The organism is Leclercia sp. AS011 (genome assembly GCF_037152535.1).
Classification (GTDB): domain Bacteria; phylum Pseudomonadota; class Gammaproteobacteria; order Enterobacterales; family Enterobacteriaceae; genus Enterobacter.
In genome coordinates this window covers 341,143-366,284 of sequence record NZ_JBBCMA010000001.1, presented here as the reverse complement: position 1 = coordinate 366,284, position 25,142 = coordinate 341,143, and the positions used below count along the sequence as shown (strand labels likewise).

The following is a 25,142-nucleotide window of genomic DNA, read 5'->3' as shown; positions in this document are numbered from 1 at the left end:
ATGAGGTAAACACACTACAAAATCAAAGAGGTACTGCTCACTATTGCTTTTTTATTAGTGCGCTAATGATAAAGCAAACGATAACCATTATCAATTCAATTGTTAAAAGTTATGTCAATTGTGCAGATTATGGAAACAAAAAAACCCGCTCGGATGAGCGGGTTTAAAGAGAGGCGTTGCGGTTATTTTTTGAAGCTATTCGGGAATTCCATGTCGCGATAGCTGACAAACTTCGTGCCCTTCGCCAGCTTGTAGCCAAACCAGATGATCAGGAACAGCGGGATACCGATATAGGTCGCTGCCACGCCGCCCCAGTCAATGGTGTCGGCCAGGAAGGCTTCGTAGTTCTGACCCAGAGTGATGATCAGACACAGCACAAAGGCGAAGATCGGCCCCAGCGGGAAGAACCCGGAGCGGTACGGCAGGTTATTAATGTCGTAACCCTGCTTCACATAGCCGCGGCGGAAACGGTAGTGGCTGATGGCGATCCCCAGCCAGGCGATAAAGCCCGTCATGCCGGAGGTATTCAGCAGCCACAGGTAGACCGTCTGGTTGCCGAACATCGAGGTCAGGAAGCACAGGCAGGCAATCACGGTGGTGGCATAGAGCGCGTTACGCGGCACGCCGCCACGGGACAGCTTCGCGAAAATACGCGGCGCTTTGCCGTCGCAGGCCAGCGAGTAGAGCATACGGGTGGAGGCATACATCCCGGAGTTACCCGCCGACAGCACCGCCGTCAGGATCACCGCATTCATCACCGCCGCCGCAGAGAGCAGACCGGCATGCTGGAATACCAGAGTGAACGGGCTGACGCTGATGTCTTTCACATCGTTACGCAGCAGGCTCGGATCGGTATACGGAATGATCAGGCTGATAATCAGGATCGCGAACACATAGAACAGCAGGATACGCCAGAAGACCTGCCGCACCGCGCGCGGAATGTTCTTCTCCGGGTTTTCGGATTCACCGGCGGCAATGCCGATAAGCTCCGTCCCCTGGAAGGAGAAGCCGACGATCATCGCCACGCCAATCATCGCCGAGAAGCCCCCGGCAAAAGGCGCGTCGCCAATGGCCCAGTTGCTCCAGCCCGCCGGTTCGGTGCCTTTGAAAATGCCGACAATCATCGCCACGCCGACGACGATAAAGATGATCACCGTCGCGACCTTGATCAGCGAGAACCAGTATTCCGCTTCGCCAAAACCGCGCACGGAGATGTAGTTCAGCAGGAAGATCACCCCGAGGAAGAGCGCGCTCCAGATCCAGCCCGGCGTATCCGGGAACCACCAGGTCATTACCAGCTGCGAAGCCACCAGATCCACGGCGATGGTCACCGCCCAGTTGTACCAGTAGTTCCAGCCCAGCGCGAAGCCGAAGCCTTCTTCCACGTATTTCTGACCGTAGGTGGAGAAAGAACCGGATACCGGCATGTACGCCGCCAGTTCGCCCAGGCTGGTCATCAGGAAGTAAACCATCAAACCGATCAGGATATAGGAAAAGAGCGCGCCGCCAGGACCCGCTGCAGAAATGGTCGCACCAGAGGCGACAAAAAGACCTGTACCAATAGAACCGCCAATGGCAATCATCGTCAGGTGACGCGCCTTGAGTTCGCGACGTAGCGCGGGCGCTTCTGTGGTTTTATTTTCGGAAACCATATGAAAATGCTGTCCATTCAAAAAATGAGGCGCGATTGTAGCAGACGATCGTCCGCTCTTCCGGCAGAAATACCCAGTTATAAGAGAGCTTCATGACCGGGCCAGGATTATAAGTAAAGCAGAGAATGATACTGGTGTGCGGAAGAGATCCCGGCGGACAAATGCCACCGGGCGGGCTTACATTTCGCAGTAACGCAGAAAACGCTGCAGGGAGTTAGAGAGGTGCTTCTGGCGGTGATGGATGCGCCACAGGGTACGCACCAGCTTCGGCAGGGGAACAGGGATCTCCACCAGGGTGCCGCTCTCCAGCTGTTCGGCAATCACCCGGCGCGACAGGCAGCTGATGCCGAGGCCATGGCGCACCGCATGTTTGATCGCCTCCGAATTGCCCAGCTCCATACCCATATGAAACTGCGGCAGGTGTGACAGCAGCAGATAATCGACAATCTCGCGCGTGCCGGACCCCTGCTCGCGCAGGATCCACGGGGCCTGCGCCAGTCGTTCCAGCGTCACCTCCTGCTGTAATAAAGAAGAGGCCGGCGAGGCGAAGACCACCAACTCATCCTCCAGCCAGGGCTCGGCAATGATGTCGGCGTTGTGGCACGGGCCTTCGATAAGGCCGATATCCACCCGAAAGTCGATGACCGCGGTGATGACGTCCTGGCTGTTGCCGACGCTCATCTCCAGCGGCAAACCCGGGAAATCGCGGCGGTAGCGGGCAATCACCTCCGGCAGGATGTAGTTGCCGATAGTGCTACTGGCATAGACGCGAATGGCGCCGTTATCCTCACGAAACAGCTGTTCGATCTCGACGGTCTGCTCCAGCAGCGCCAGCGCGCGGGGATAGAGCAAGCGCCCGTGCTCGTTCACCACCAGCCGCTTCCCTACCCTGTCAAAGAGCTGAACCCCCAGTTGGCCTTCGAGATCGGTCAGCGCGGCGCTGACCGCAGACTGGGACAGGGCCAGCATCTGGGAAGCCTGGGTAGTCGACCCGCTTTTCAGCACTTCAGCGAAGACCTCAAGCTGGCGTAACGTAATGTGCATAGTCACCATCCGGTACGGTAAGCGCCCCACTTACCACTTATAAAGATTAATTATAAATATATAATCAATTTTATTTTTAAGCCAGAGCGCCGTAACCTTTAGCCACAGAAAAGGAGAAGGTTATGACAACACTCACTTTGCAGCATCACCGTACAGTGTGGCACTACATTCCGGGCCTGGCGCTGAGCGCGCTGGTCACCGGCGTGGCGTTATGGGGTGGCAGTATTCCGGCGGTAGCCGGGGCGGGCTTCAGCGCCCTGACGCTGGCGATCCTGCTGGGGATGGTCGTCGGGAATACGGTCTATCCGCACATCTACAAGCCTTGCGACAGCGGGGTGATCTTCGCCAAGCAGCATCTGCTGCGCCTCGGGATCATCCTGTACGGTTTCCGCCTGACCTTTGCGCAGATTGCGGACGTAGGCGTCAGCGGCATCGCTATCGACGTATTAACCCTGACCAGTACCTTCCTGCTGGCCTGCGTTATCGGCCAGAAGGTGTTCGGCCTCGACAAGCAGACCAGCTGGCTGATTGGCGCGGGCAGCAGCATTTGCGGCGCGGCGGCAGTGCTGGCGACCGAGCCGGTGGTGAAGGCCGAAGCCAGCAAGGTGACGGTAGCCGTGGCGACGGTGGTGATCTTCGGTACTCTGGCGATCTTCCTCTATCCGGCGATGTATCCGCTGGTGGCGCACTGGTTTAGCCCGGAGACCTACGGGATTTACATTGGTTCGACAATGCATGAGGTGGCCCAGGTGGTGGCAGCCGGGCACGCCATCAGCCCGGACGCAGAGAATGCGGCGGTGATCGCCAAAATGCTGCGGGTGATGATGCTGGCCCCCTTCCTGCTGATCCTGGCGGCGCGGGTGAAACAGCTTGCCCCGGTGGGCAGCGGCGAGAAGAGCAAAATCACCATTCCGTGGTTTGCGATCCTGTTTATTGTGGTGGCGGTGTTCAACTCGTTCCATCTGCTGCCCAAAGCTGTGGTCGATATGCTGGTGACCCTGGACACGGTGCTGCTGGCGATGGCGATGGCGGCGCTGGGCTTAACCACCCACGTCAGCGCCCTGAAAAAAGCCGGAGCCAAACCGCTGCTGATGGCGCTGGTGCTCTTCATCTGGCTGATTGTTGGCGGGGGTGCGATTAACCTGGCGGTTCATAGCCTGCTGGCATAAACCACTTCATCCTTCTCCTGTTAACCCGCTATCATAAGCGTTTGCGGGTTAACAGGAGTCCCTTTATGAAATATGTTGGAGCGCACGTCAGCGCTGCTGGCGGTCTGGCGAATGCCGCCATTCGTGCCGCCAAAATCGAGGCGACCGCCTTCGCCCTGTTCACCAAAAATCAGCGCCAGTGGCGCGCCGCGCCGTTAACCCCTCAGGTAATTGATGAGTTCAAAGCGGCCTGCGAAAAATACCATTTCACTCCCGGCCAGATCCTGCCCCACGACAGCTACCTGATTAACCTCGGCCATCCGGTTCAGGAGGCGCTGGAGAAATCCCGCGAGGCCTTCCTCGATGAAGTGCAGCGCTGCGAGCAGCTCGGCCTGACCCTGCTGAATTTTCACCCTGGCAGCCATTTAGCGCAGATTGACGAAGACGCCTGCCTGGCGCGGATTGCCGAGTCGATTAATATCGTGCTGGAACAGACGCAAGGGGTAACGGCGGTGATTGAAAATACCGCCGGACAGGGCAGCAACCTCGGTTTCCGCTTTGAGCATCTGGCGGCCATCATCGACGGCGTGGAGGATAAATCCCGCGTTGGCGTCTGCATTGATACCTGCCACGCCTTTGCCGCCGGTTACGACCTGCGCAGCGTTGAAGCCTGTGCAAAAACCTTCGCCGAATTCGAACGCATCGTGGGCTTTAAGTACCTGCGCGGCATGCACCTTAACGATGCGAAAAGCGCCTTTGCCAGCCGCGTTGACCGTCACCACAGCCTGGGGGAAGGCAACATCGGCCACGACGCGTTCCGCTTTATCATGCAGGACCCGCGTTTCGACGGCATTCCGATGGTGCTGGAAACCATCAACCCGGATATCTGGGCGGAAGAGATCGCCTGGCTGAAAGCACAACAGCACGCCGAGGCCACCGCATAATGATGAACGAAAGGGAAAAGCAGATCCTGAAGATCCTGCGGCGTAACCCTCTTATTCAGCAGCATGAAATCGCCCAGATCCTCGATATCAGCCGCTCGCGCGTGGCGGCGCACATCATGGATCTGATGCGCAAGGGGGCGATCAAGGGCAAGGGCTATATCCTTACCGAACAGGATTACTGCGTGGCGCTGGGTGCCATCAATATGGATATTCGCGGCGTGGCCGATATTCGCTTCCCTCAGCCCTCCTCCCATCCGGGTGCCATTCAGTGCGCCGCGGGCGGCGTGGCGCGGAATATTGCCCATAATCTGGCGCTGCTGGGCCGCGAGGTGCATTTGATCTCCGCCGTCGGCAGCGATTTTTATGGCGAAACCCTCCTGGAGCAAACCCGGCTGGCGGGGGTGAACGTCCAGAGCACCATCCGCCTGCACGGACAAAGCACGGCGACCTACCTGTCGATTGCCAACCCGCAGGACGACACCGTGCTGGCCATCAACGACACGCATATTTTGCAGGGGCTGACGCCGCAGCTGCTGAATCAGTCGCGCGAGCTGCTGGCCCATGCCGGGGTGGTGCTGGCCGACTGTAATCTCACCGCGGAATCCCTGGAGTGGGTCTTTACCCTCGCCGGGGATGTGCCGGTGTTTGTCGACACGGTGTCAGAGTTTAAAGCTGACAGAATCAAGCCCTGGCTGTCGCGGATCCATACCCTCAAGCCAACGCTGAAAGAGCTGCAGATTCTGGCGGAGTGCGACGATCGTCAGGCAGCGCTGGCTGTCCTGCATGACAAAGGGGTGCAGCGGATCGTGGTGTGTCTGGAAGATGATTCGGTGCTGTGCAGCGAGCAAGGCGCGGAGCCGTTCCAGCTGACGCCGCCTGCGCACCCGGTGGTCGACCGCTTTGGTGCCGATGATGCCTTTATGGCGGGGCTGGTCTACGGCTACCTCGACGGGAGCGATTTTGCCGATGCGGCCCGGTTTGCCCTCGCCTGTGCCGCGCTCTCCCGCGCCAGTGAAAGCATTAATAATCCGACCCTGTCGGTGGAGAACGCCTGGTCTCTGCTGGAGACTGCGCAGTAAAAAAGCCGGGTTGCGTCGCTACCCGGCCTGTTCCCTCTACCCCGCTAAACCGATAAAGAATCCGGCAATGGTGGCGCTCATCAGGTTAGAGAGTGTCGCCGCCACCAGCGCCCGCACGCCAAGCTGGGCAATCTCCGGGGCACGCTGGGGAGATACCGCCGAAAAGGCCCCGACCACCACGCCAATGGAGCCGAAGTTGGCGAAACCGCACAAGGCGAACGAGATAATGGCGATGGTCTTCACGTCCAGCTGACCGGCGGTTTGCAGATAAGGTGAGAAGTTGAGATAGGCGACGAATTCGTTAATCGCCAGCTTCTGCCCAATCAGGCTGCCTGCCAGGGTTGCATCCTGCCATTCAACGCCCATGATCCACGCCAGCGGCGCAAGGGCATAGCCAAACAGCCCTTCCAGGCTCAGGCTTTCAATGCCAAACCAGCCGCCGATACCGCCCAGCATACCGTTCAACAACGCAATGATGGCCACAAACGCCATCACCACCGTCGCGACCCCGGCGGCAATTTTCAGCCCGGTCATCGCCCCGGTCGCCGCAGCTTCGATAATGCTTTTTGGCGGGGTATCGCTGAAGGACAGATTATCGAAGGTGACCTGCGATTCTTCAGTGGCCGGGCTCAGCAGACGGGCAAAGAGGATCCCGCCGGGGATCGCCATCAGCGAGGCGGCCAGCAGGTAATCAATCGGCACCCCCATCCCCGCGTAGCCAATCAGCATCGAACCGGCAATGGACGCCATCCCGCTGCAAAGGGCGGTAAACAGCTCGTTGCGGTTCAGCTTATCGACAAAGGGTTTCACGATCGCCGGGATCTCGTTTTGCCCGAGGAAGATGGTGGTCACCGCCACAAAGGATTCGATTTTGCTGATGCGCAGCGCTCTCTGGAAAATACCGCCCAGCACGCGGATCAGCAGCCCCATCACCCCGATGTAGTACAGCAGGCTGATCAGCGCGGTGACAAAGATAATGGCGGGCAGCACCCGGAAGGCAAACACGAACCCGGCCCCGTCAAACAGGGTGTCCATCTTCGGCCCGACCAGCGCGCCGAAGATAAAGGCGCTGCCGGCATCGCTGTAGGACATGACCTTACTCACCCCGATGGCGGCCTGCTCCACCAGCCATTTACCGGGTGGGAAATAGAGCATGATGCCGCCGATCGCCACCTGCAACAGGAAGGCGGCGCCGACGGTGCGCAGGCTGATACGGCGTTTATTAACCGACAGAAGGAAGGCGATCGCCAACAGTACCGCCATACCCAGCAGACTTCTCATTACGTCCATAATGATTTCCTTACCTGAAAACCCGGCGACGGGCCGGGTATCCTTGATTCCACTGTGTAGACAGGCGACCGCAAACTGCCTGTGAAAGGGTTACGCCATACGCTGATAGGCTTTCGCGATATCGCAGGCCAGACGGGCGTTGTTAAAGACCAGCTGAATATTCGATTTCAGACTGTCGCCGCCGGTCAGCTCCGCGACGCGAGCGAGCAGGAACGGGGTACTGGCTTTGCCGGTCACGCCCTGCTCTTCTGCTTCTCTCACCGCCTGGTCGATAGCCGCGTTGATGGACTCTTCCGCCATGGCAAACTGTTCCGGGATGGGATTCGCCACCACCAGGCCACCGTTGAGGCCGGTCTGCCATTTCACCGCCATTGCCCGGGCGATAGCCTCAGCGCTGTCGAGACGAATGCTGACCTCAAACGGGCTGGTGCGGCAGAAAAAGGCCGGCAGGGACTGGGTCTGGTAGCCAATCAGCGGCACGCCGTTGGTTTCTAAATATTCTGTGGTTAAGCCGAGGTCGAGAATGGATTTCGCCCCTGCGCAGACCACGGCGACGTTGGTTTTCGCCAGCTCCTGTAAATCGGCAGAAATATCAAAGGTGTGCTCTGCGCCACGGTGCACGCCGCCAATACCGCCGGTGGCAAAGACCTTAATCCCGGCCATCGCCGCAATGATCATGGTCGAGGCCACTGTGGTTGCGCCGTTGATGCCCGCCGCCACCACGAAAGGCAGATCCCGGCGGCTGACTTTGGTCACCGCATGGCCTTCGCGGCCCAATAATTCAATCTCTTCTTTACTGAGCCCGACTTTCATTACGCCGCGAATAATGGCAATGGTGGCCGGAATAACGCCCTGCTGGCGGATCGCATCTTCAACTTCCAGCGCCGTCTGGGCATTTTGCGGGAAAGGCATGCCGTGAGAAATAATAGTGGATTCAAGCGCCACAATCGGTTGGTTATTATTTAAAGCGTCCTGAACCTCAGGAGAAATTTGCAGGAACCCGGCAGATAATTTTAATTCAGACATGTTCTCTCTCCATTAATGCGTTAACGTTTTCAGACGATAAATCAGGGTTATTGGTAAAGACGGAAGCCAGCGCCAGCGAAGAGCAGCCCTGGGAAAAACGAACGGAATCTTTAAATCTGGCCTCTTCCAGCCAGCAAAAGGCGAGCCCCGCCATCATGGCGTCTCCCGCACCGGTGACGTTCACTACCTGGGTTTTAAACGGCGCTGACCAGCCGCTTTCGCCCGCCTTCTCGCTGTAATACACACCGTCGCCGCCCATGCTCAGTACCAGCCGGAACAGGCCATGCTGGTGAAACCAGGCCGCCACCTTTGGCGCATCCGCCGCGCAGGAGAGCGGAATGCCACTCAGGGTTTCGGCCTCCAGCCGGTTGGGCTTCAGGGTGTGGATATGTCCCAGCCAGTCGCTAATCTTGCTGCATTTCCAGGCCGAGACCGGATCAACGAAAACCGGCGTCTGGCCTGCATTCTCAAAGATCCAGGCGAGGGCGGATTCGCTGAGGTTACAGTCCACCACCACCGCTTTTGCGGCACGGATAAACGCCAGATGCTGGGCCAGATAGTGCGGATTAATGTGATCAGAAATCGCCATATCGTTGATGGCTACCAGCATCTCTCCGGTGTTGTCGAGCAAGGATAAATAGCTGGAGGTGCCCTCCCCGGGAATAACCAGGCACTTGTCGACCTGCACCCCGGCGGCCTGGGTTTGTGACAGCAGAGACTGACCATAAAAATCATCGCCTACCGCGGAGAGGAGCCAGACCTGTTTACCCAGTAGCGCCAGATTTTGCGCAATATTGCGACCTACGCCGCCGGGGGTGAATTTAATTTTCCCTGGATTAGAGTCGGCGTAATTCAATGAGGCATGTGAATATCCCGCCACGTCCATATTTGCAGAACCAATAACAACAATATAATCCTTTTCACGCATAGAACATCCTCTGGCACGCTGGCCATCGCAATGATAATTAAGCGAGGTGTTAACATTAAAAGTTATTAGAGCACATGTTTACTTACAAACATGTGTTTATGTTATGCCGTAAAAGGGGGAAGTAAAGCGGGCAAAGCGAGGATCGTTAAATGAATATGAACAGAATCACAGTTATTTGTAGATACAGTTTTTGCTGCGACAAAATAGTGCGATCGGCGGCACGTTTAAATGCAAAAAAAGGGCAGAGTTGCCTCTGCCCTTTTCGGATGAAGAAGGATTATGCAGCTTTCGCGGCAACCACTTCTGCTTCCGGGCGTTTCACCACCGCGTAAGAGAGACCTGCCACCAGCGTACCGGCGATAATCGCAAACAGGTAACCCAGCACCGGCGTAATCGCACCCGGGATCAGCAGGACAAACAGACCGCCGTGCGGCGCCATCAGTTTTGCGCCAATCGCCATGGAGATGGCACCGGTCACTGCGCCGCCAACGATACAGCACGGCAGAACGCGCATCGGGTCACGGGCAGCAAACGGGATGGCCCCTTCGGTGATAAAGCACAGACCCAGAACCAGCGCCGCTTTACCGCCTTCCTGCTGCGCCTTGTCGAACTTACGACGGGCAACAATAGTCGCCAGGCCCAGGGCCAGCGGTGGCACCATACCTGCCGCCATAATGGCCGCCATTGGTGCGTAGGTCTGGGTACTCAGCAGACCAACACCGAAGGCGTAAGCGGCTTTGTTCACCGGACCACCCATATCGGTACACATCATTGCGCCGAGGATAGCACCCAGCAGGACCGCGTTGGCGGTGCCCATGGTCTGCAGCCAGTGGGTCAGGCCTTCGAGGATACCCGCAACCGGCTTACCGATCAGGTAGATCATAGCCAGACCAACAATCAGGCTGGAGAACAGCGGAATGATCAGGATCGGTTTCAGCGCTTCCATACTCTGCGGCAGTTTCAGCTTCGAGCTGATCAGCTTCGCCACATACCCGGCGAGGAAGCCGGCGATGATCCCGCCGATAAAGCCCGAGCCGGTGCTTACGGCCAGCATACCGCCGATCAGACCCGGGGTCAGACCCGGACGGTCAGCGATGGAGAAGGCAATATAACCGGCCAGCACCGGCACCATCAGCGCGAACGCCGAGCCGCCGCCAATCTGCATCAGCGCCGCCGCCAGAGTACCTGGCTCTTTGAAAGCCTCGATACCAAAGGCGAAGGAGAGCGCGATACAGAGACCACCCGCCACCACCATCGGCAGCATGTAAGAGACGCCCGTCAGCAGGTGACGGTAAGCCCCGGCGGACTCTTTTTTGCCTTCGGAAGCCGAAGATGCGGTGTTGCCCGCAGGCTGGAAGGGTTTCGCTTCGACCTGGGCTTTATCCAGCTCCTGAGCAGTTTTCTTCAGCGCCAGACCGGTTGAGGTGCGGTACATCGGCTTACCGGCAAACTTCGCCAGATCCACTTCGATATCCGCCGCCACGATCACCAGGTCCGCTGCCGCCACCTCTTCCGGGGTGATAGCATTGCCTGCGCCCACGGAGCCGCGGGTTTCAACCTTCACCCACCAGCCGCGTTTTTTGGCTTCGGTTTCAATGGCTTCTGCCGCCATAAAGGTGTGCGCCACGCCGGTCGGGCAGGCAGTGACGGCAACCACGCGTTTTGGACCGCTGGTTACCGCCGTTGCCGCAGCCGCCGCGACAGGGGCGGTATACAGCGCCGCATGGCCTTTGGCTTCGCTCAGGAACAGTTCCGGGTGAGCAACGGCACGATTGATATCGCCCAGCCACACTTTTTTGCCGTTCAGCGAGCTGTCGGCCGGAATTTTGTCGCCCAGCACGATAACCAGTTCGGCATCGCCCGGGTTGTCGATGAAATCAAGGTGTGCTTTATGTCCTGCCGAACCCAGCAAGGTTTTCGCCATATAGGCGCGTGCCTGTCCGAGGGCAGAGTCAATAATCAGCAGCGTTTTCATTATGCCTCTCCTGCTGTCAGTTAAAGGGTTTCAAGTCAACGCGCGCCATCATCGCGGCTAACTGGGTACGATCGGTAATCCCGACATTGCTCTGGCTGACGGCCAGGGCAGCAACGGCGGTAGCAAGACGTAAAGTGTGTTCACTGGATTCACGCATCAGCAGGCCGTAAATCAGCCCGCCCACCATCGAATCGCCGGCACCAACGGTGCTGACCACTTCCATCGACGGCGGTTTGGCGATCCATTCGCCGGAGGCGTTAACCCACAGCGCGCCCTCTGCGCCCAGAGAGATCACGACGTGCGCGATACCCTGCTCACGTAAGGCATGGGCAGCCTCAATGACATCCTTTAATTCTGGCAGCTTACGGCCAGCCCAGATCTCAAGTTCGCGACGATTTGGTTTCACCAGCCACGGCGCGGCTTTCAGACCAGCCACCAGCGCATCGCGGCTGCTGTCAAAGATGATGCACGGGCACTGGCTGCGCAGGCGCGTCATCCAGTCGGTAAAGGCTTCCGGGCTGACGCCGGACGGCAGGCTGCCGCTGACGCAGACCATGTCGAACTGGCCCAGCCAGGTCAGGGAGTCATTCACAAAACGCTCCCAGTCGGCCTGGGTGACTTCAAAACCGGAGAAGTTCAGGTCGGTCACTTCGCCATCTTTCTCGGTCATTTTCACGTTGATGCGGGTACGGCCCTGCACTACCTGAAAACGGTTGGCGATCCCCAACTCGCTGAACAGCTGCTGGAAACCATCCTGGTTATCTTTGCCGAGGAAGCCGCCGACGGTGACGTCGATCCCGAGATCCTTCAGCACTTTCGCAACGTTGATCCCTTTACCTGCGGCGTGCAGGCCAGTGGTACGCACGAGGTTAACTTCGCCGCGTTCAATCTCCGGGCAAAAGCCCACGAGGTCGTAAGCCGGGTTCAGCGTAATAGTGGCAACACGTCTGCTCATTATGCGCCCTCCCCCAGACCGGCCGCGATGGCCTCGCCAATCGCTTTCAGCGCCTGTTCAGCATCTGCACCCTGCGCGGTGAAACGCAGACGGTGGCCTTTCTTCACCCCCAGCGCTACCACCTTCATCAGGCTGCGACCGTTGGCCGGTTTGCCACTGCCGTCGAGGTTGGTGACGGTCACCTCGCTGTTGAACTGCTTAATGGTATTGACCAGCATGGTGCCCGGACGGGCGTGCAGGCCATGTTCGTTACGCACCACAAACTCGGCGCTCAGCAGTTCATCGGTATTCACATCGTCGCTGGTCAGCAGCGCCAGCAGGGTTGCGGCATCGGCTTTCAGCAGCTGTTCAGCTTTTTTGTTCAGCAGCAGGTCGCTCAGTCGCTTCAGCACCTCAACCGGCTGCTCATCGGCCATGGCCACGGTAACCAGCATGGCGGTGGTTTCCCCGGCGGTATCAAATGCGGTGGCCGCACGGCTGACGGCGATAGCGCTGCGCAGGTTGCCTTCAGCACTGTCGTTCAGCCAGACGCCCTGACCGAGGTTCAGCGGTTTATCGTTAACGGCATGCGCCACGAAGGCGGTATCCACGGCACCGGCCTCCTTCAGGCGACCGGCGTTGAGCGCCTGCAGGGTCACCAGATCGGACGCTACTACGTCCATAGTCAGGGTGTCGTTATCCAGCTTCAGGGCTTCGCTCTGCTTTTCACCCATCAGCAGGGCACGCAGCTCTTCAGCGGTCGTCGCGGATTTCAGCTGTTCAGCCACCGCGTCGTCGCTCAGGACGTGCGTCAGCTGACGCAGCAGGCCGAGGTGTTCATCGCTGCTGGCGGCAATCCCGATGGCGACATAGGCCACCTGGCCTTCGCCCCAGAGCACGCCCTGCGGGAACTGATAAACCTGAACGCCGGTTTTCAGCACCTGATCGCGGGTATCGGTGGTGCCATGGGGAATGGCGATGCCATTGCCAAGGAAGGTTGAGGTCTGCAGCTCGCGCGCCAGCATGCCGTCAACGTAGCCGTTGGCGACGTTGCCCGCCTGCACCAGCGCAGCGGCGATCTGCCGGATAGCCTCTTCTTTACTACCGGCCTGTTCGCCGGGATGAATGTCCTGCACGGATAACTGGAACATGGTTCTCCACTCCTGCTGAAATTGAATCGTTTCAGCTTAACTGTGAAAAAAGGCGCCAATCCGTTTGAGTTAGATAAACCAATTAGCGCTGAAACGTTTCAAGAAGTCTTGCGCTTTCTCCGTCAGCTTGCAAGTAATGCGTCATTTCAGCTTGCAGAATTTAGAGTTACAGCACATTTTTGCTTCAGGCGGACGCTGCCAGGGCGGATGCAACCGCTCGGCTTCAGCAACTTCAGCAAGCGCAGCGACAGGGTGAAATACCCTTTTGATTTTTTGTGGGATTGAAGATGTGGATAGCTGTCTATTTCCTGACAAGCGGCGTAAACTCCGCCTCTCTTCATATCACTGATACAGAAACATGCACACGACCCCCGCCGCCGCCTCCCCGAAGTCATTTGATTTGACCTCCTCGGCGTTTTTAATTGTTGCCTTCCTTACCGGGATTGCCGGGGCGTTACAAACCCCTACCCTGAGCCTGTTCCTCTCCAACGAGGTGCACGTCCGTCCGGCCATGGTCGGCTTCTTCTTTACCGGCAGCGCCATCATCGGCATCCTGGTCAGCCAGTTTCTGGCCGGGCGTTCGGACAAGAAAGGCGACCGCAAATCGCTGATCGTCTTTTGCTGCCTGATGGGCGTGTTTGCCTGCGTGCTGTTCGCCTGGAACCGTAACTATTTTGTGCTGCTGTTTATCGGCGTGTTTCTCAGCAGCTTTGGCTCCACCGCCAACCCGCAGCTTTTTGCTTTAGCGCGTGAGCATGCCGACCATACCGGGCGCGAGGCGGTGATGTTCAGCTCGATCCTGCGCGCCCAGGTGTCGCTGGCCTGGGTCGTCGGCCCGCCGCTGGCCTACGCTCTGGCGATGGGGTTTGGTTTCACGGCGATGTATCTCAGCGCCGCCGTAGCGTTTGTGGTCTGCGGCGCGATGGTGTGGTTTTTCCTGCCGACGATGCGCAAAGAGCCGAAGCTGGCGACCGGCGTGCTGGAATCCCCCCGCCGCAACCGGCGCGACGCCCTGCTGCTGTTTACGGTTTGCACCTTAATGTGGGGCACCAACAGCCTGTACATCATCAATATGCCGCTGTTTATCATTAATGAGCTGCATCTGTCCGAGAAGCTGGCGGGGGTGATGATGGGGACGGCCGCCGGGCTGGAGATCCCGACGATGCTGATTGCCGGCTACTACGCAAAACGCTTCGGTAAACGCTTCCTGATGCGCGTTGCCGCCGTCGCGGGTCTGCTATTTTATGTCGGCATGCTGACGGCGCACACGCCTGCGGTGCTGCTGGGGTTACAGCTGCTGAACGCTATCTATATTGGCATTCTCGCCGGGATTGGCATGCTCTACTTCCAGGATCTGATGCCGGGCCAGGCGGGTGCCGCCACCACGCTTTACACGAATACTACCCGCGTGGGCTGGATTATTGCCGGTTCGCTGGCCGGGGTAGTGGCCGAGATCTGGAGCTATCACGCGGTATTCTGGATCGCGCTGGGGATGTGCATCCTCACCACGCTTTGCCTGACGCGTATCAAAGATATTTAAGGCGCAGTGAGCGCCTCGAGTTCGAGTAGCCAGGTCATGGCCTGTCCGCGCGAGGTGCTGCACATCTCGGGCGAAGGCTGAAGGCCAGCACAGACTTTAGGCCGCAAGCTCGAGCCGAAGATTTTACAGCGCTGTTGTGCATCCAGCTGGACGCAGGGAGTGTTGGCAGGCTTGCCGTTGGGCATCCCGGGAATGGGGCTGGAGATGGAGGGCGCGGTGCAACATGCTCCGCAGTCCGGACGGCAATCCATATTCGTACTTAACCTGTAAGAAAGCCGCTCCCGCGGGCGTGACGCGCACAGTAACACCTTTTGCGTATTGATAGCAAAAGCCGCGAAATCCTCTTGCCTGAAATGCCGCGCGCGAGTACTTTGACGCGATATTTTTGACCTTCCCGTGAACAGGATTACTGCAATGCCAAGAGCGAACGAAATTAAGAAAGGTATGGTGCTGAATTACAACGGCAAGCTGCTGATTGTGAAAGACATCGATATTCAGGCACCAAGCGCCCGTGGCGCAGCAACGCTGTACAAAATGCGTTTTGCTGATGTGCGTACCGGTCTGAAAGTTGAAGAGCGTTTCAAAGGCGACGATATCGTGGATACCGTTACCCTGACCCGTCGTTATGTCGACTTCTCCTACGTTGACGGCAACGAATACGTGTTTATGGATAAAGAAGACTACACCCCGTACATCTTCACCAAAGATCAGATCGAAGAAGAGCTGCTGTTTATCCCTGAAGGCGGGATGCCGGATATGCAGGTCCTGACCTGGGACGGCGTCCTGCTGGCGCTGGAGCTGCCGCAGACCGTCGATCTGGAGATCGTGGAAACCGCACCGGGCATTAAAGGTGCCTCTGCTTCCGCACGTAACAAACCCGCGACCCTGACCACCGGTCTGGTAGTGCAGGTGCCGGAATACCTCTCCGCAGGCGAGAAAATCCGCATCCATATCGAAGAAAAACGCTATATGGGTCGTGCTGACTAATTTGGCATTTGCCCGGTGGCGCTGCGCTTACCGGGCCTACAAAAAAACCGGCCATTGAGCCGGTTTTTTTATTCGTGCTGTTGTAGGCCGGGTAAGGCGAAGCCGCCATCCGGCAACTGAACCTACAGAAGTTCTGGATACTTCGTCATCTTCAGCGCCAGCTCCACGCCGCGTACTTCCGCCATCCCTTTCAGACGCCCAATCGCGGAATAACCCGGGTTGGTTTTCTTACGCAGGTCGTCCAGCATCTGGTGCCCGTGATCCGGACGGAACGGAATCGGACGCAGATCGCCCGCCCGCTTGCGGCGCTGCTCTTCACCCAGAATCGCATCGACTACCGCCACCATGTTCACGTCACCGCCAAGATGTGCCGCTTCGTGGAAGGTTTTCGGGTTATCTTCCCGGCAGGTGGCCCGCAGGTGGGTGAAGTGGATGCGGTCGCCGAAGGTCTCAATCATCTGCACCAGGTCGTTATCAGCACGCACGCCGTAGGAGCCGGTACACATGGTGAAGCCGTTATAAATGCTGTCGACCGTCTCTTTCAGCCACTGCATATCCTCAATGGTGGAGACGATACGCGGCAGGCCGAGGATCGGACGCGGCGGATCGTCCGGGTGGACCGCCAGCCGCACGCCCACCTCTTCCGCTACCGGTACGATGGCGCGCAGGAAGACGGCCATGTTTTCCCGCAGCTGGGCTTTGTCGATGTTGCCATACTCTGCCAGACGCGCGCGGAACTGGTCGAGGGTATAGCCCTCTTCCGCACCCGGCAGGCCGGCAATAATGTTGCGGGTCAGTTTTTCAATATCAGCATCGCTGGCGTTGTCGAACCATGCCTGCGCCTGCTGCTGCTCCTCTGCGCTGTAGTCTGCCGCCGCGCCGTCGCGTTTCAGGATGTGCAGCTCGAAAGCGGCAAAGGCGATCTGGTCAAAGCGCAGCGCTTTTGAGCCGTCCGGCATTTCGTATTCCAGGTCGGTACGCGTCCAGTCGAGGATCGGCATAAAGTTGTAGCACACGGTATCAATGCCGCAGGCCGCCAGGTTGCGAATGCTCTGCTGGTAGTTAGCAATCCAGGTCTGGTAGTCCCCGGAGTGGGTTTTGATCTCTTCGTGAACCGGAATACTTTCGACCACCGACCAGGTCAGCCCTTTCTCGGCCAGCAGCGCCTGACGCGCTTTGATCTCCTCTACCGGCCACACCTGGCCGTTGGGAATATGGTGCAGTGCGGTGACAACGCCCGTTGCGCCAGCCTGACGCACATCATCAAGAGAAACCGGGTCTTTCGGCCCGTACCAACGCCAGGTTTGTTCCATTGATTCACCCTCTAAAGTTGTTATACCAATATTATCTACAAAGATGACGACTACCATACATGCCTGCCCGGAGAGGTCAATGTGTCTCGCTATATTGATTGATCCATCTCACAGATCCCGGATATTTACGGCTCACCAATTCAATTTGTTGTCATATAACTTTACACTGGCATTGTTAATTAATGGTTAATCAGGTGTGTATTTCATGAAGACAATTGCCTCCACCGCGCTACCCGCTCACGTGTTACAGCCGCAGTACGATCGCCAGGCGTTACGCTCCCGTATCGTCCATTTCGGCTTTGGTGCCTTCCATCGCGCGCATCAGGCGCTCCTGACCGATCGGGTGCTGAACGCCAACGGCGGCGACTGGGGGATATGTGAGATTAGCCTGTTTAGCGGCGATACGCTGATGAGCCAGCTACGCGCGCAGGATCATCTGTTTACGGTGCTGGAAAAAGGGGCCGAAGGTAATCAGCCGATTATCGTCGGCGCGGTGCATGAATGCCTGAACGCGAAGCTGGATTCCCTGGCGGCCATTATTGAGAAATTTTGCGAGCCGCAGGTGGCGATTGTCTCCCTGACCATTACTGAAAAGGGCTACTGCATCGATCCGGCCACCGGCAAGCTGGATACCCGCAATGAACGCATCATTCACGATCTGGAAAATCCGGATACGCCGCACTCCGCGCCGGGGATCCTCGTCGAAGCCCTGCATCGCCGTCGCGAACGGGGCCTGGCACCGTTCAGCGTGCTCTCCTGCGATAACATTCCCGATAATGGCCACGTGGTGAAAAACGCGGTGCTGGGCATGGCCCACAAGCGTTCGCCAGAGCTGGCGGAGTGGATCGCCGCCAACGTCAGCTTCCCAGGCACCATGGTGGACCGGATCGTGCCCGCCGCCACCGACGACTCCCTTGCGGAGATCGCCCGTGAAGTGGGCGTTGAGGATCCGTGCGCCATCAGCTGCGAGCCCTTTATCCAGTGGGTGATCGAGGACAACTTTGTCGCCGGTCGCCCGGAGTGGGAAGTGGCCGGGGTACAGATGGTGCAGGACGTCCTGCCGTGGGAGCAGATGAAGCTGCGCATGCTTAACGGCAGCCATTCGTTCCTGGCGTATCTCGGCTATCTGGCCGGTTACGCGCATATCAACGACTGCATGGCGGACAGCGCCCTGCGTGACGCCGCCCGTCGCCTGATGCTGGAAGAACAGGCCCCGACGCTGCGCATCACCGGGGTGGATCTCACCGCCTATGCCGACAGCCTGATCGCGCGCTTCGCTAACCCGGCGCTGCAACACCGCACCTGGCAGATTGCGATGGACGGCAGTCAGAAGCTGCCCCAGCGAATGCTGGAGAGCATTCGTCTTCACCGCCAGCGCGACACCGCCTGGCCGCTGCTGGCCCTCGGGGTTGCGGGCTGGATGCGCTACGTCAGCGGCGTGGACGATGCCGGTCATGCCATCGATGTCCGCGATCCGCTGAGCGATAAAATCCGCGCCATTGTCGAAACCAGCAGCGAAGAGGAGCGCGTCGTCGCCCTGCTGGCACTTACTGAAATTTTCGGCACCGACCTGCCGCAGGATCCATCCTTCGTGGAGGCCGTCAGCGCGGCTTACCAGCGCATCCGCCAGTCGGGCGCGCGTCAGGCCATTATCGATACGCTTCAGGGTTAACCGGTGCGTTCAGGCGAGCGGGAGGCCTCCCGTTCGCCCTCCCCCTTTCCGGGGCTGTTCTTTTGCGGCAGGATTACTGATAATTGTTATAGCATTACATTTATCACCCCTGGAGCACCTGTGACTAAAACCAATCTCATTACTGGCTTTCTCGGCAGCGGGAAAACCACGTCGATACTGCATCTGCTGGCGAATAAAGATCCTGCTGAAAAATGGGCCGTGCTGGTCAATGAATTTGGCGAGATCGGCATTGATGGCGCGCTGCTGGCCGATAACGGGGCGCTGGTGAAGGAGATCCCGGGGGGCTGCATGTGCTGCGTGAACGGCCTGCCGATGCAGGTGGGGCTGAACACCCTGCTGCGTCAGAGCAAGCCCGACCGGCTGCTGATTGAACCCACCGGGCTGGGCCATCCGAAACAGATCCTCGACCTGCTGACCGCCCCGGTCTATGAGCCGTGGATCGATTTGCGCGCCACCCTGTGCCTGCTCGACCCGCGCCAGCTGCTGGACGAAAAATATGTCCAGAACGAGAATTTCCGCGATCAGCTTGCCGCCGCCGACATCATCATCGCCAATAAAGAGGACCGCGCCACCGCGGAAAGCCGCGCCGCGCTGGATGTCTGGTGGCAGCACTTCGGCGGCGAACGCCAGCTTTCGTACACCACGCAGGGGAATATTGATAATGCCCTGCTCGACCTGCCGCGGCGTAATCTGGCTGAACTGCCCGCCAGCGCCGCCCACGCCCACAGCCACGGCGAAAAACAGGGCCTGGCCGCGCTGAGCCTGCCAGCCCACCAGCGCTGGCGTCGCAGCCTGAACAGCGGCCAGGGACATCAGGCCTGCGGCTGGGTGTTCGACGCCGACACCTGCTTCGACACCATCGGTTTGCTGGAGTGGGTGCGGCTGGCACCGGTTGAACGGGTGAAAGGGGTGATGCGTATTCCTGAGGGGCTGCTGCAGGTTAATCGCCAGGGGGCCGATTTTCACATCGAGACGCAGGGTGTGGCCCCCCCGGATAGCCGAATAGAGTTAATTAGTGCGGTTAACACCGACTGGAACGCCTTACAGTCCAGCTTGTTGAAGCTTCGTTTAAGTTCGGGCAACTAACGTTGCCCTGTTTTAACTGCTTACGGCGTGATGATGAAAACCCGACTATTACCTATTTTACTGCTTAACATTGCTGGCCTGGCCCTGTTTTTGTCCTGGTATCTGCCGGCTAACCATGGTTTCTGGTTCCCGCTGGACAGCGGGATATTCCACTTTTTCAACCACAAGTTAGTTGAAAGCCGCGCCTTCCTGTGGCTGGTGGCGATCACCAACAACCGCGCCTTTGACGTCTGCTCCCTGCTGGCGATGGGTTACCTGATGCTGACCTTCTGGCGCAACGAGAGTGCTGCCGGACGTCGTCGCATTCTGATGATTGGCCTGGTGATGCTGCTGACCGCAGTGGTGCTGAACCAGCTGGCGCAGGCCCTGATCCCGGTGAAACGCGCCAGTCCGACGCTCTTTTTCCCGGATATCTACCGCGTCAGTGAATTGCTGCATATTTCAACAAAAGACGCCTCAAAAGACAGTTTCCCGGGCGATCACGGGATGATGCTGCTTATTTTCACCGCTTTTATGTGGCGCTATTTTGGTCATAAGACTTTCGCATTAGCCCTGATTATTTTTATGGTTTTCTCTTTTCCACGGGTAATGATCGGCGCGCACTGGTTCAGCGATATTGCCGTTGGATCCCTTTCAGTGGCGTTGATTGGGCTTCCATGGTGTCTGATGACCCCTTTGAGCGAGCGGTTAATAGGCTTTTTTGATCGCTACCTGCCCCGGGTAATTCAACAATCTTAAAACAAGTTACTAACACAAATTAATAGTTTCAGTCAGGGATTAGTTTCGATCCCTGATTGATTTTCTTGTTGCAGATATCGCCGTCGTCATCTTCCTGTAATAATAATCACGTTAGAAATTAACGCGTTGTACAATACTTAACCTAAATTAGCCCGCCCTATTGCTATCCCGCCTGTCATCTTTCGGTATCACATTTTCTTATAAAAAATTGGATATTTTTGCTCGCAATGGCCGCCCCGATCGGGTACTCTCAGACTCGTTTTACCTCAGCGCTGCAATTATTATCGTTGTAAATAAATTTGTGCGATTCGCCACAGATTTGACCATAAAGAATTGTCTGATAGTGCGCAGGTATTTAGTCTCGTCTCGCTTGGCATTTTTTATAACGATATTTGTCGTTAAGGACTTCAAGGGATAATAAACAACATGGTCAAATCTCAACCGATCTTGAGATACTTCTCACGGGTGATCCCGGCGATTGCAGTAGCGGTTCTGCTTTCAGCTTGTAGCGCATCGAATACCGCAAAGAATATGCATCCTGAGACGCGTGTTGTGGGGTCAGAAGACGCCTCTTCACTGCAAGCTTCTCAGGATGAATTTGAAAAGATGGTCAGCAATCTGGATATTAAATCCCGATTAATGGACCAGTATGCTAGCTGGAAAGGCGTGCGCTATCGCCTTGGCGGCGACACACGTAAAGGGATTGATTGTTCCGGCTTCGTACAGCGTACTTTCCGCGAACAGTTTGGTTTAGAACTTCCGCGTTCAACCTATGAACAACAGGAAATGGGCAAATCGATCTCGCGTAGCAGCTTACGTACCGGCGATTTAGTTCTGTTCCGTGCGGGTTCTACCGGCCGTCATGTCGGCATCTATATTGGTAACGACCAGTTTGTCCACGCGTCCACCAGCAGTGGTGTGACGATCTCCAATATGAACGAGCCTTACTGGAAGAAGCGCTACAATGAAGCGCGTCGTGTACTGACTCGCAGTTAACCGCCTGTGCTGTCCGTTTCCCTTGGCTGACAGCATGGTAAAAAAGCACTGCTACGGCAGTGCTTTTTTTTGTATCTCAACATGAGATTCAGGTCTGGTCGTTCCAGGCTATAGTCTGGTAGTAGCGTGTGTTTTGCCGTCATGATAACGCGGGCGGCGCATCAGGATCCCATAACAGTTATGTTTACCCGCCATTTATCAACCCGTCGCAAAGTGCTGATGCTCAGCGTGCTTGCCGGTCTTATTGTCGCCCTGCTCTGCGGCGGTATGCAGTTTTTTTTCAGTTATCACAAACGGCAAGTGAAATACGATAACCTGATTACTGACCTCCATGACTATATGGCGGATTATTTCAAAGAGCTGCGCGTCTCTATTGATGAACTGCAGCCGCTGACCTTAAGCCAGTGCCACGAGGTCAGTTCCGAATTAACCTCCCGCGCCGCATTCAGCCTCAACGTCCGTGCCTTTCTGCTGGTGAAAGATAAAATGGCCTTCTGCTCGTCAGCGACCGGTCCGATGCATGTTCCGCTCAGCGAGCTGGTGCCGGATATCGACATCACTAAAGAGGTCGATATGGCCCTGCTGCCCGGCACGCCGATGATGCCGAAAAAACCGGCTATTGTGTTATGGCATCGCAATCCGCTGCTGGATAACGGCGGAGTGTTTACCTCAATCAATCTCAACCTGACCCCTTATCTGCTCTATACCGCCCGTCAGGATGAGTTTGCCGGTATTGCCCTTATCATTGGCAACACCTCTTTTTCGACCTATTCAAATCGTTTAATCCACATTTCGAACCTGGAAGACCACCCTGCGCGCACAAGCCGGATCGAAGGGTTGCCGTTGACCATTAATCTGTATGCCGAAACCTGGACGCTGGCCGATCTACAATTTGCGCTGCTGTTTGGTCTGATGTGCGGCTCCAGCATCGGGGTGCTCTGCTTCTACGGGCTGATGAACCGCGCCAACCCGCGTAAAGAGATCCTCACCGGCATCAAGCAGAATCAGTTTCACGTGGTCTATCAGCCGGTCGTGGACGCGGCTACCCTGCAGCCGGGCGGTGTAGAGGTGCTGATGCGCTGGCACCATCCCGGCGCCGGGGAGATCCCGCCGGATGCCTTTATAGGCTACGCGGAGGCGCAGAAGCTGATCGTGCCCCTGACGCTGCATCTCTTCGACCTGATCCTGCGCGACGCCCCGGCGTTGAAAAAATGCCTCCCGCCGGGTTCCAAGCTGGGGATTAATATCGCTCCGGGCCATCTGCATGCCGACAGCTTCAAGGACGATATGCGTAAATTCGCCGCCTCGCTGCCGCCGAATCACTTCCAGATTGTGCTCGAAATTACCGAGCGCGATATGCTGAACCAGCGGGAAGCAACAAAGCTCTTTGAATGGCTGCATCTGGAAGGATTTGAAATCGCGGTGGATGATTTTGGTACCGGGCACAGCGCGCTGATCTATCTTGAGCGTTTTACCATGGACTATCTCAAAATCGATCGGGGCTTCGTCAACGCTATCGGCATGGAGACCGTCACCTCCCCGGTGCTGGACGCGGTGCTGACCCTCGCCCGGCGGCTCAATATGGTGACCGTCGCCGAAGGTGTCGAGACCCCCGAGCAGGCGAAATGGCTGCGCGAGCATGGGGTCAGGTATCTGCAGGGCTACTGGATCAGCCGCCCGATGGGCCTGCAGCAGCTGATGACCTGGAAACCGGATGTCCATCTGGATAGCGAATAATTTCCCAACCACCGCTACGTCACTTATTATTCAGGTATTCGGCCCGGCCAGACTGGAAGAGGAAAACGTAGCGGAATGATTGTGCGCATGATAGTGCTGCTGTTGGTGATGATGAGTGGACTCAGCCAGGCGCAAACCATCAAAGAGAGCTACGCGTTCGCGGTGATTGGCGAGCCGAAATATGCCATTAACTTCGATCACTACGACTATGTGAACCCCGCCGCGCCAAAGGGAGGTAGCCTTACCCTTGCGGCTATTGGCACCTTCGATAACTTCAACCGCTACGCCCTGCGCGGCGTGGCGGCCGAGCGTACCGACGCCCTCTACGATACCCTCTTTACCACCTCTGACGATGAGCCGGGCAGCTACTATCCGCTGGTGGCGGAGATGGCGCGCTACGCCGATGATTTTTCCTGGATGGAGCTGACCATTAACCCGCAGGCGCGCTTCCATGACGGCACGCCGGTGAAGGCCAGCGACGTGGCCTTCACCTTCCATAAATTTATGACCGAAGGGGTGCCGCAGTTCCGGCTGGTCTATAAAGGGGCAACGGTGACGGCTATCGCCCCGCTGACGGTGCGCATTACCCTCGCTAACCCCAATAAAGAGGACATGCTGAGCCTGCTGACCCTGCCGGTGATGCCCGAAAAGTTCTGGAAAGACCATAAGCTCAGCGATCCGCTCTCCACTCCACCGCTGGCAGGCGGGCCGTATCGCATCACCAGCTGGCGGATGGGTCAGTATCTGATCTACTCCCGGGTGAAAGATTACTGGGCGGCCAACCTGCCGGTGAACCGGGGCCGCTGGAATTTTGACACCCTGCGCTACGACTACTATCTGGACGACAACGTGGCCTTCGAGGCGTTTAAAGCGGGTGCCTTTGATATGCGGGTGGAGAGCAGCGCCAAAAACTGGGCCACGCGCTACACCGGGAAAAACTTTGACCGCGGCTTTATCGTAAAAGAGGCGCTGAAAAACGATTCCGCTCAGGATACCCGCTGGCTGGCGTTTAATATTCAGCGCCCGGTATTCAGCGATCGCCGCGTGCGTCAGGCCATCACCCTCGCCTTTGATTTCGAGTGGATGAATAAGGCGCTGTTCTACGGGGCCTACAGCCGGGTTAACAGCTATTTCCAGAACACGGAGTACGCTGCGAAGGGTTATCCGGATGCTGCGGAACTGACGCTCCTCGGGCCCCTGAAAAGCGCCGTTCCCGCCGAGGTGTTTACCAGCATCTTCCAGCCGCCGGTCTCAAAGGGCGACGGCTACGATCGTAATAACCTGCTGAAGGCCAGCCAGCTGCTGGACGAGGCCGGGTGGGAAATCAAAAACAGGCAGCGGGTCAACAGGCAAACCGGTAAACCGCTCAGCTTTGAACTGCTGCTGCCCTCCGGCGGCAATAACCAGTGGGTGTTGCCGTTCCAGCACAATCTTGAACGGCTGGGCATTACCATGAACATTCGCCAGGTGGATAATTCACAGATCACCAACCGGATGCGCAGCCGCGATTACGATATGATGCCGCGCCTGTGGCGGGCCATGCCCTGGCCAGGCACCGACCTGCAGATCTCCTGGGCCTCACAGTATATTGACTCAACCTATAATGCGCCGGGGGTAAAAAACCCGGCCGTCGACGCCCTGATTGTGCAGATCGTGGCTGCTCAGGGCGATAAAGAGAAGCTGCTGCCTCTCGGGCGGGCGCTGGATCGGGTGCTGACCTGGAACTATTACATGCTACCAATGTGGTTTATGGCCCAGGATCGCGTAGCCCGCTGGGATAAATTCGCCCTGCCGGCCCAGCGCCCGGTCTACGCGCTCGGATTTGAAAACTGGTGGTATGACGTTAACAAAGCGGCGAAATTACCCGCCGAGCGGCGTTGA

At 57.5% G+C, this 25,142-nt stretch carries 22 protein-coding genes; 12 read left to right on the top strand and 10 right to left on the bottom strand.

The features are described from left to right. Window positions 1–182 precede the first annotated feature (182 nt). Window positions 183–1,652 carry an amino acid permease gene (locus WFO70_RS01645; RefSeq protein ID WP_337014368.1) on the bottom strand — a complete coding sequence of 490 codons (1,470 nt, stop codon included), beginning with the start codon at window positions 1,650–1,652 and terminating at the stop codon, window positions 183–185. A 177-nt stretch (window positions 1,653–1,829) separates the two neighbouring features. Then, window positions 1,830–2,696 (bottom strand): DNA-binding transcriptional regulator YeiE, encoded by an 867-nt coding sequence (yieE, locus tag WFO70_RS01640; RefSeq protein WP_337014366.1) that lies wholly within the window; start codon window positions 2,694–2,696, stop codon window positions 1,830–1,832. Between the two features lie 122 nt (window positions 2,697–2,818). On the opposite strand from yieE, the gene WFO70_RS01635 reads away from it, so the two are divergent. The 3 genes from WFO70_RS01635 (at window position 2,819) to WFO70_RS01625 (ending at window position 5,867) form a co-directional block, all read left to right on the top strand. Further along, window positions 2,819–3,865 carry a YeiH family protein gene (locus WFO70_RS01635; protein WP_337014364.1) on the top strand — a complete coding sequence of 349 codons (1,047 nt, stop codon included), beginning with the start codon at window positions 2,819–2,821 and terminating at the stop codon, window positions 3,863–3,865. Between the two features lie 65 nt (window positions 3,866–3,930). Continuing rightward, window positions 3,931–4,788, top strand: a complete 858-nt coding sequence (nfo, locus tag WFO70_RS01630; RefSeq protein ID WP_337014362.1) for a deoxyribonuclease IV — start codon at window positions 3,931–3,933, stop codon at window positions 4,786–4,788. A gap of 2 nt (window positions 4,789–4,790) precedes the next feature. Continuing rightward, window positions 4,791–5,867: a sugar kinase gene (locus WFO70_RS01625; protein WP_337016556.1), complete on the top strand. Its 1,077-nt coding sequence runs from the start codon at window positions 4,791–4,793 to the stop codon at window positions 5,865–5,867. A 36-nt stretch (window positions 5,868–5,903) separates the two neighbouring features. Here the strand turns inward: WFO70_RS01625 and WFO70_RS01620 are convergent, their stop codons facing one another. The 6 genes from WFO70_RS01620 to fruB form a co-directional block, all read right to left on the bottom strand. Continuing rightward, complete coding sequence (locus WFO70_RS01620) at window positions 5,904–7,157, bottom strand: NupC/NupG family nucleoside CNT transporter (RefSeq protein ID WP_337014360.1); 1,254 nt, start codon at window positions 7,155–7,157, stop codon at window positions 5,904–5,906. 90 nt (window positions 7,158–7,247) lie between these two features. Then, entirely contained in the window at window positions 7,248–8,183 is a 936-nt protein-coding gene (locus tag WFO70_RS01615; protein ID WP_337014358.1) for a pseudouridine-5'-phosphate glycosidase, read from the bottom strand. Then, window positions 8,176–9,111, bottom strand: a complete 936-nt coding sequence (locus WFO70_RS01610; RefSeq protein ID WP_337014356.1) for a pseudouridine kinase — start codon at window positions 9,109–9,111, stop codon at window positions 8,176–8,178. The genes WFO70_RS01615 and WFO70_RS01610 overlap by 8 nt, the downstream gene beginning before the upstream one ends. Before the next feature lie 277 nt (window positions 9,112–9,388). Continuing rightward, window positions 9,389–11,086, bottom strand: coding sequence for a PTS fructose transporter subunit IIBC (gene fruA / locus WFO70_RS01605; protein ID WP_337014355.1), 1,698 nt, complete (start codon window positions 11,084–11,086; stop codon window positions 9,389–9,391). Between the two features lie 16 nt (window positions 11,087–11,102). After that, complete coding sequence (gene fruK / locus WFO70_RS01600) at window positions 11,103–12,041, bottom strand: 1-phosphofructokinase (RefSeq protein WP_039031046.1); 939 nt, start codon at window positions 12,039–12,041, stop codon at window positions 11,103–11,105. After that, entirely contained in the window at window positions 12,041–13,171 is a 1,131-nt protein-coding gene (fruB, locus tag WFO70_RS01595; protein ID WP_337014352.1) for a fused PTS fructose transporter subunit IIA/HPr protein, read from the bottom strand. The genes fruK and fruB overlap by 1 nt, the downstream gene beginning before the upstream one ends. Window positions 13,172–13,213: 42 nt before the next feature. Here fruB and WFO70_RS01590 point away from each other — a divergent pair, with 42 nt between their 5' ends. Together WFO70_RS01590 and setB are read left to right on the top strand one after the other, a co-directional pair. Continuing rightward, on the top strand, window positions 13,214–13,456 hold the full coding sequence (locus tag WFO70_RS01590; protein WP_337014350.1) for a hypothetical protein: 243 nt from the start codon (window positions 13,214–13,216) through the stop codon (window positions 13,454–13,456). Window positions 13,457–13,529: 73 nt separating this feature from the next. After that, on the top strand, window positions 13,530–14,711 hold the full coding sequence (gene setB / locus WFO70_RS01585; protein WP_337014348.1) for a sugar efflux transporter SetB: 1,182 nt from the start codon (window positions 13,530–13,532) through the stop codon (window positions 14,709–14,711). Here the strand turns inward: setB and WFO70_RS01580 are convergent. After that, entirely contained in the window at window positions 14,708–14,962 is a 255-nt protein-coding gene (locus WFO70_RS01580) for a YkgJ family cysteine cluster protein (RefSeq protein ID WP_166183005.1), read from the bottom strand. The genes setB and WFO70_RS01580 overlap by 4 nt on opposite strands. A gap of 163 nt (window positions 14,963–15,125) precedes the next feature. Between WFO70_RS01580 and yeiP the strand changes: the two genes are divergently transcribed. Then, the gene (gene yeiP, locus WFO70_RS01575; RefSeq protein WP_014884579.1) at window positions 15,126–15,698 is read left to right on the top strand and encodes an elongation factor P-like protein YeiP; all 573 of its coding nucleotides are present in this window, start codon (window positions 15,126–15,128) and stop codon (window positions 15,696–15,698) included. A gap of 122 nt (window positions 15,699–15,820) precedes the next feature. Here the strand turns inward: yeiP and uxuA are convergent, their stop codons facing one another. Then, window positions 15,821–17,011 (bottom strand): mannonate dehydratase, encoded by a 1,191-nt coding sequence (uxuA, locus tag WFO70_RS01570; protein WP_337014345.1) that lies wholly within the window; start codon window positions 17,009–17,011, stop codon window positions 15,821–15,823. A gap of 205 nt (window positions 17,012–17,216) precedes the next feature. Between uxuA and WFO70_RS01565 the strand changes: the two genes are divergently transcribed. From WFO70_RS01565 to WFO70_RS01540, 6 genes are all read left to right on the top strand, one after another. Then, window positions 17,217–18,683: a mannitol dehydrogenase family protein gene (locus WFO70_RS01565; protein ID WP_337014343.1), complete on the top strand. Its 1,467-nt coding sequence runs from the start codon at window positions 17,217–17,219 to the stop codon at window positions 18,681–18,683. Window positions 18,684–18,803: 120 nt separating this feature from the next. Beyond that, window positions 18,804–19,790 carry a CobW family GTP-binding protein gene (locus WFO70_RS01560; protein ID WP_337014341.1) on the top strand — a complete coding sequence of 329 codons (987 nt, stop codon included), beginning with the start codon at window positions 18,804–18,806 and terminating at the stop codon, window positions 19,788–19,790. Between the two features lie 33 nt (window positions 19,791–19,823). Further along, window positions 19,824–20,528: a phosphatase PAP2 family protein gene (locus tag WFO70_RS01555; RefSeq protein WP_337014339.1), complete on the top strand. Its 705-nt coding sequence runs from the start codon at window positions 19,824–19,826 to the stop codon at window positions 20,526–20,528. Window positions 20,529–20,954: 426 nt separating this feature from the next. Further along, window positions 20,955–21,524, top strand: coding sequence for a bifunctional murein DD-endopeptidase/murein LD-carboxypeptidase (mepS, locus tag WFO70_RS01550; protein WP_337014337.1), 570 nt, complete (start codon window positions 20,955–20,957; stop codon window positions 21,522–21,524). 180 nt (window positions 21,525–21,704) lie between these two features. After that, window positions 21,705–23,261, top strand: a complete 1,557-nt coding sequence (locus WFO70_RS01545) for a cyclic di-GMP phosphodiesterase (RefSeq protein WP_337014335.1) — start codon at window positions 21,705–21,707, stop codon at window positions 23,259–23,261. Between the two features lie 75 nt (window positions 23,262–23,336). After that, a complete protein-coding gene (locus WFO70_RS01540) occupies window positions 23,337–25,142 on the top strand; it encodes an extracellular solute-binding protein (RefSeq protein WP_337014333.1) in 1,806 nt (601 codons plus the stop codon).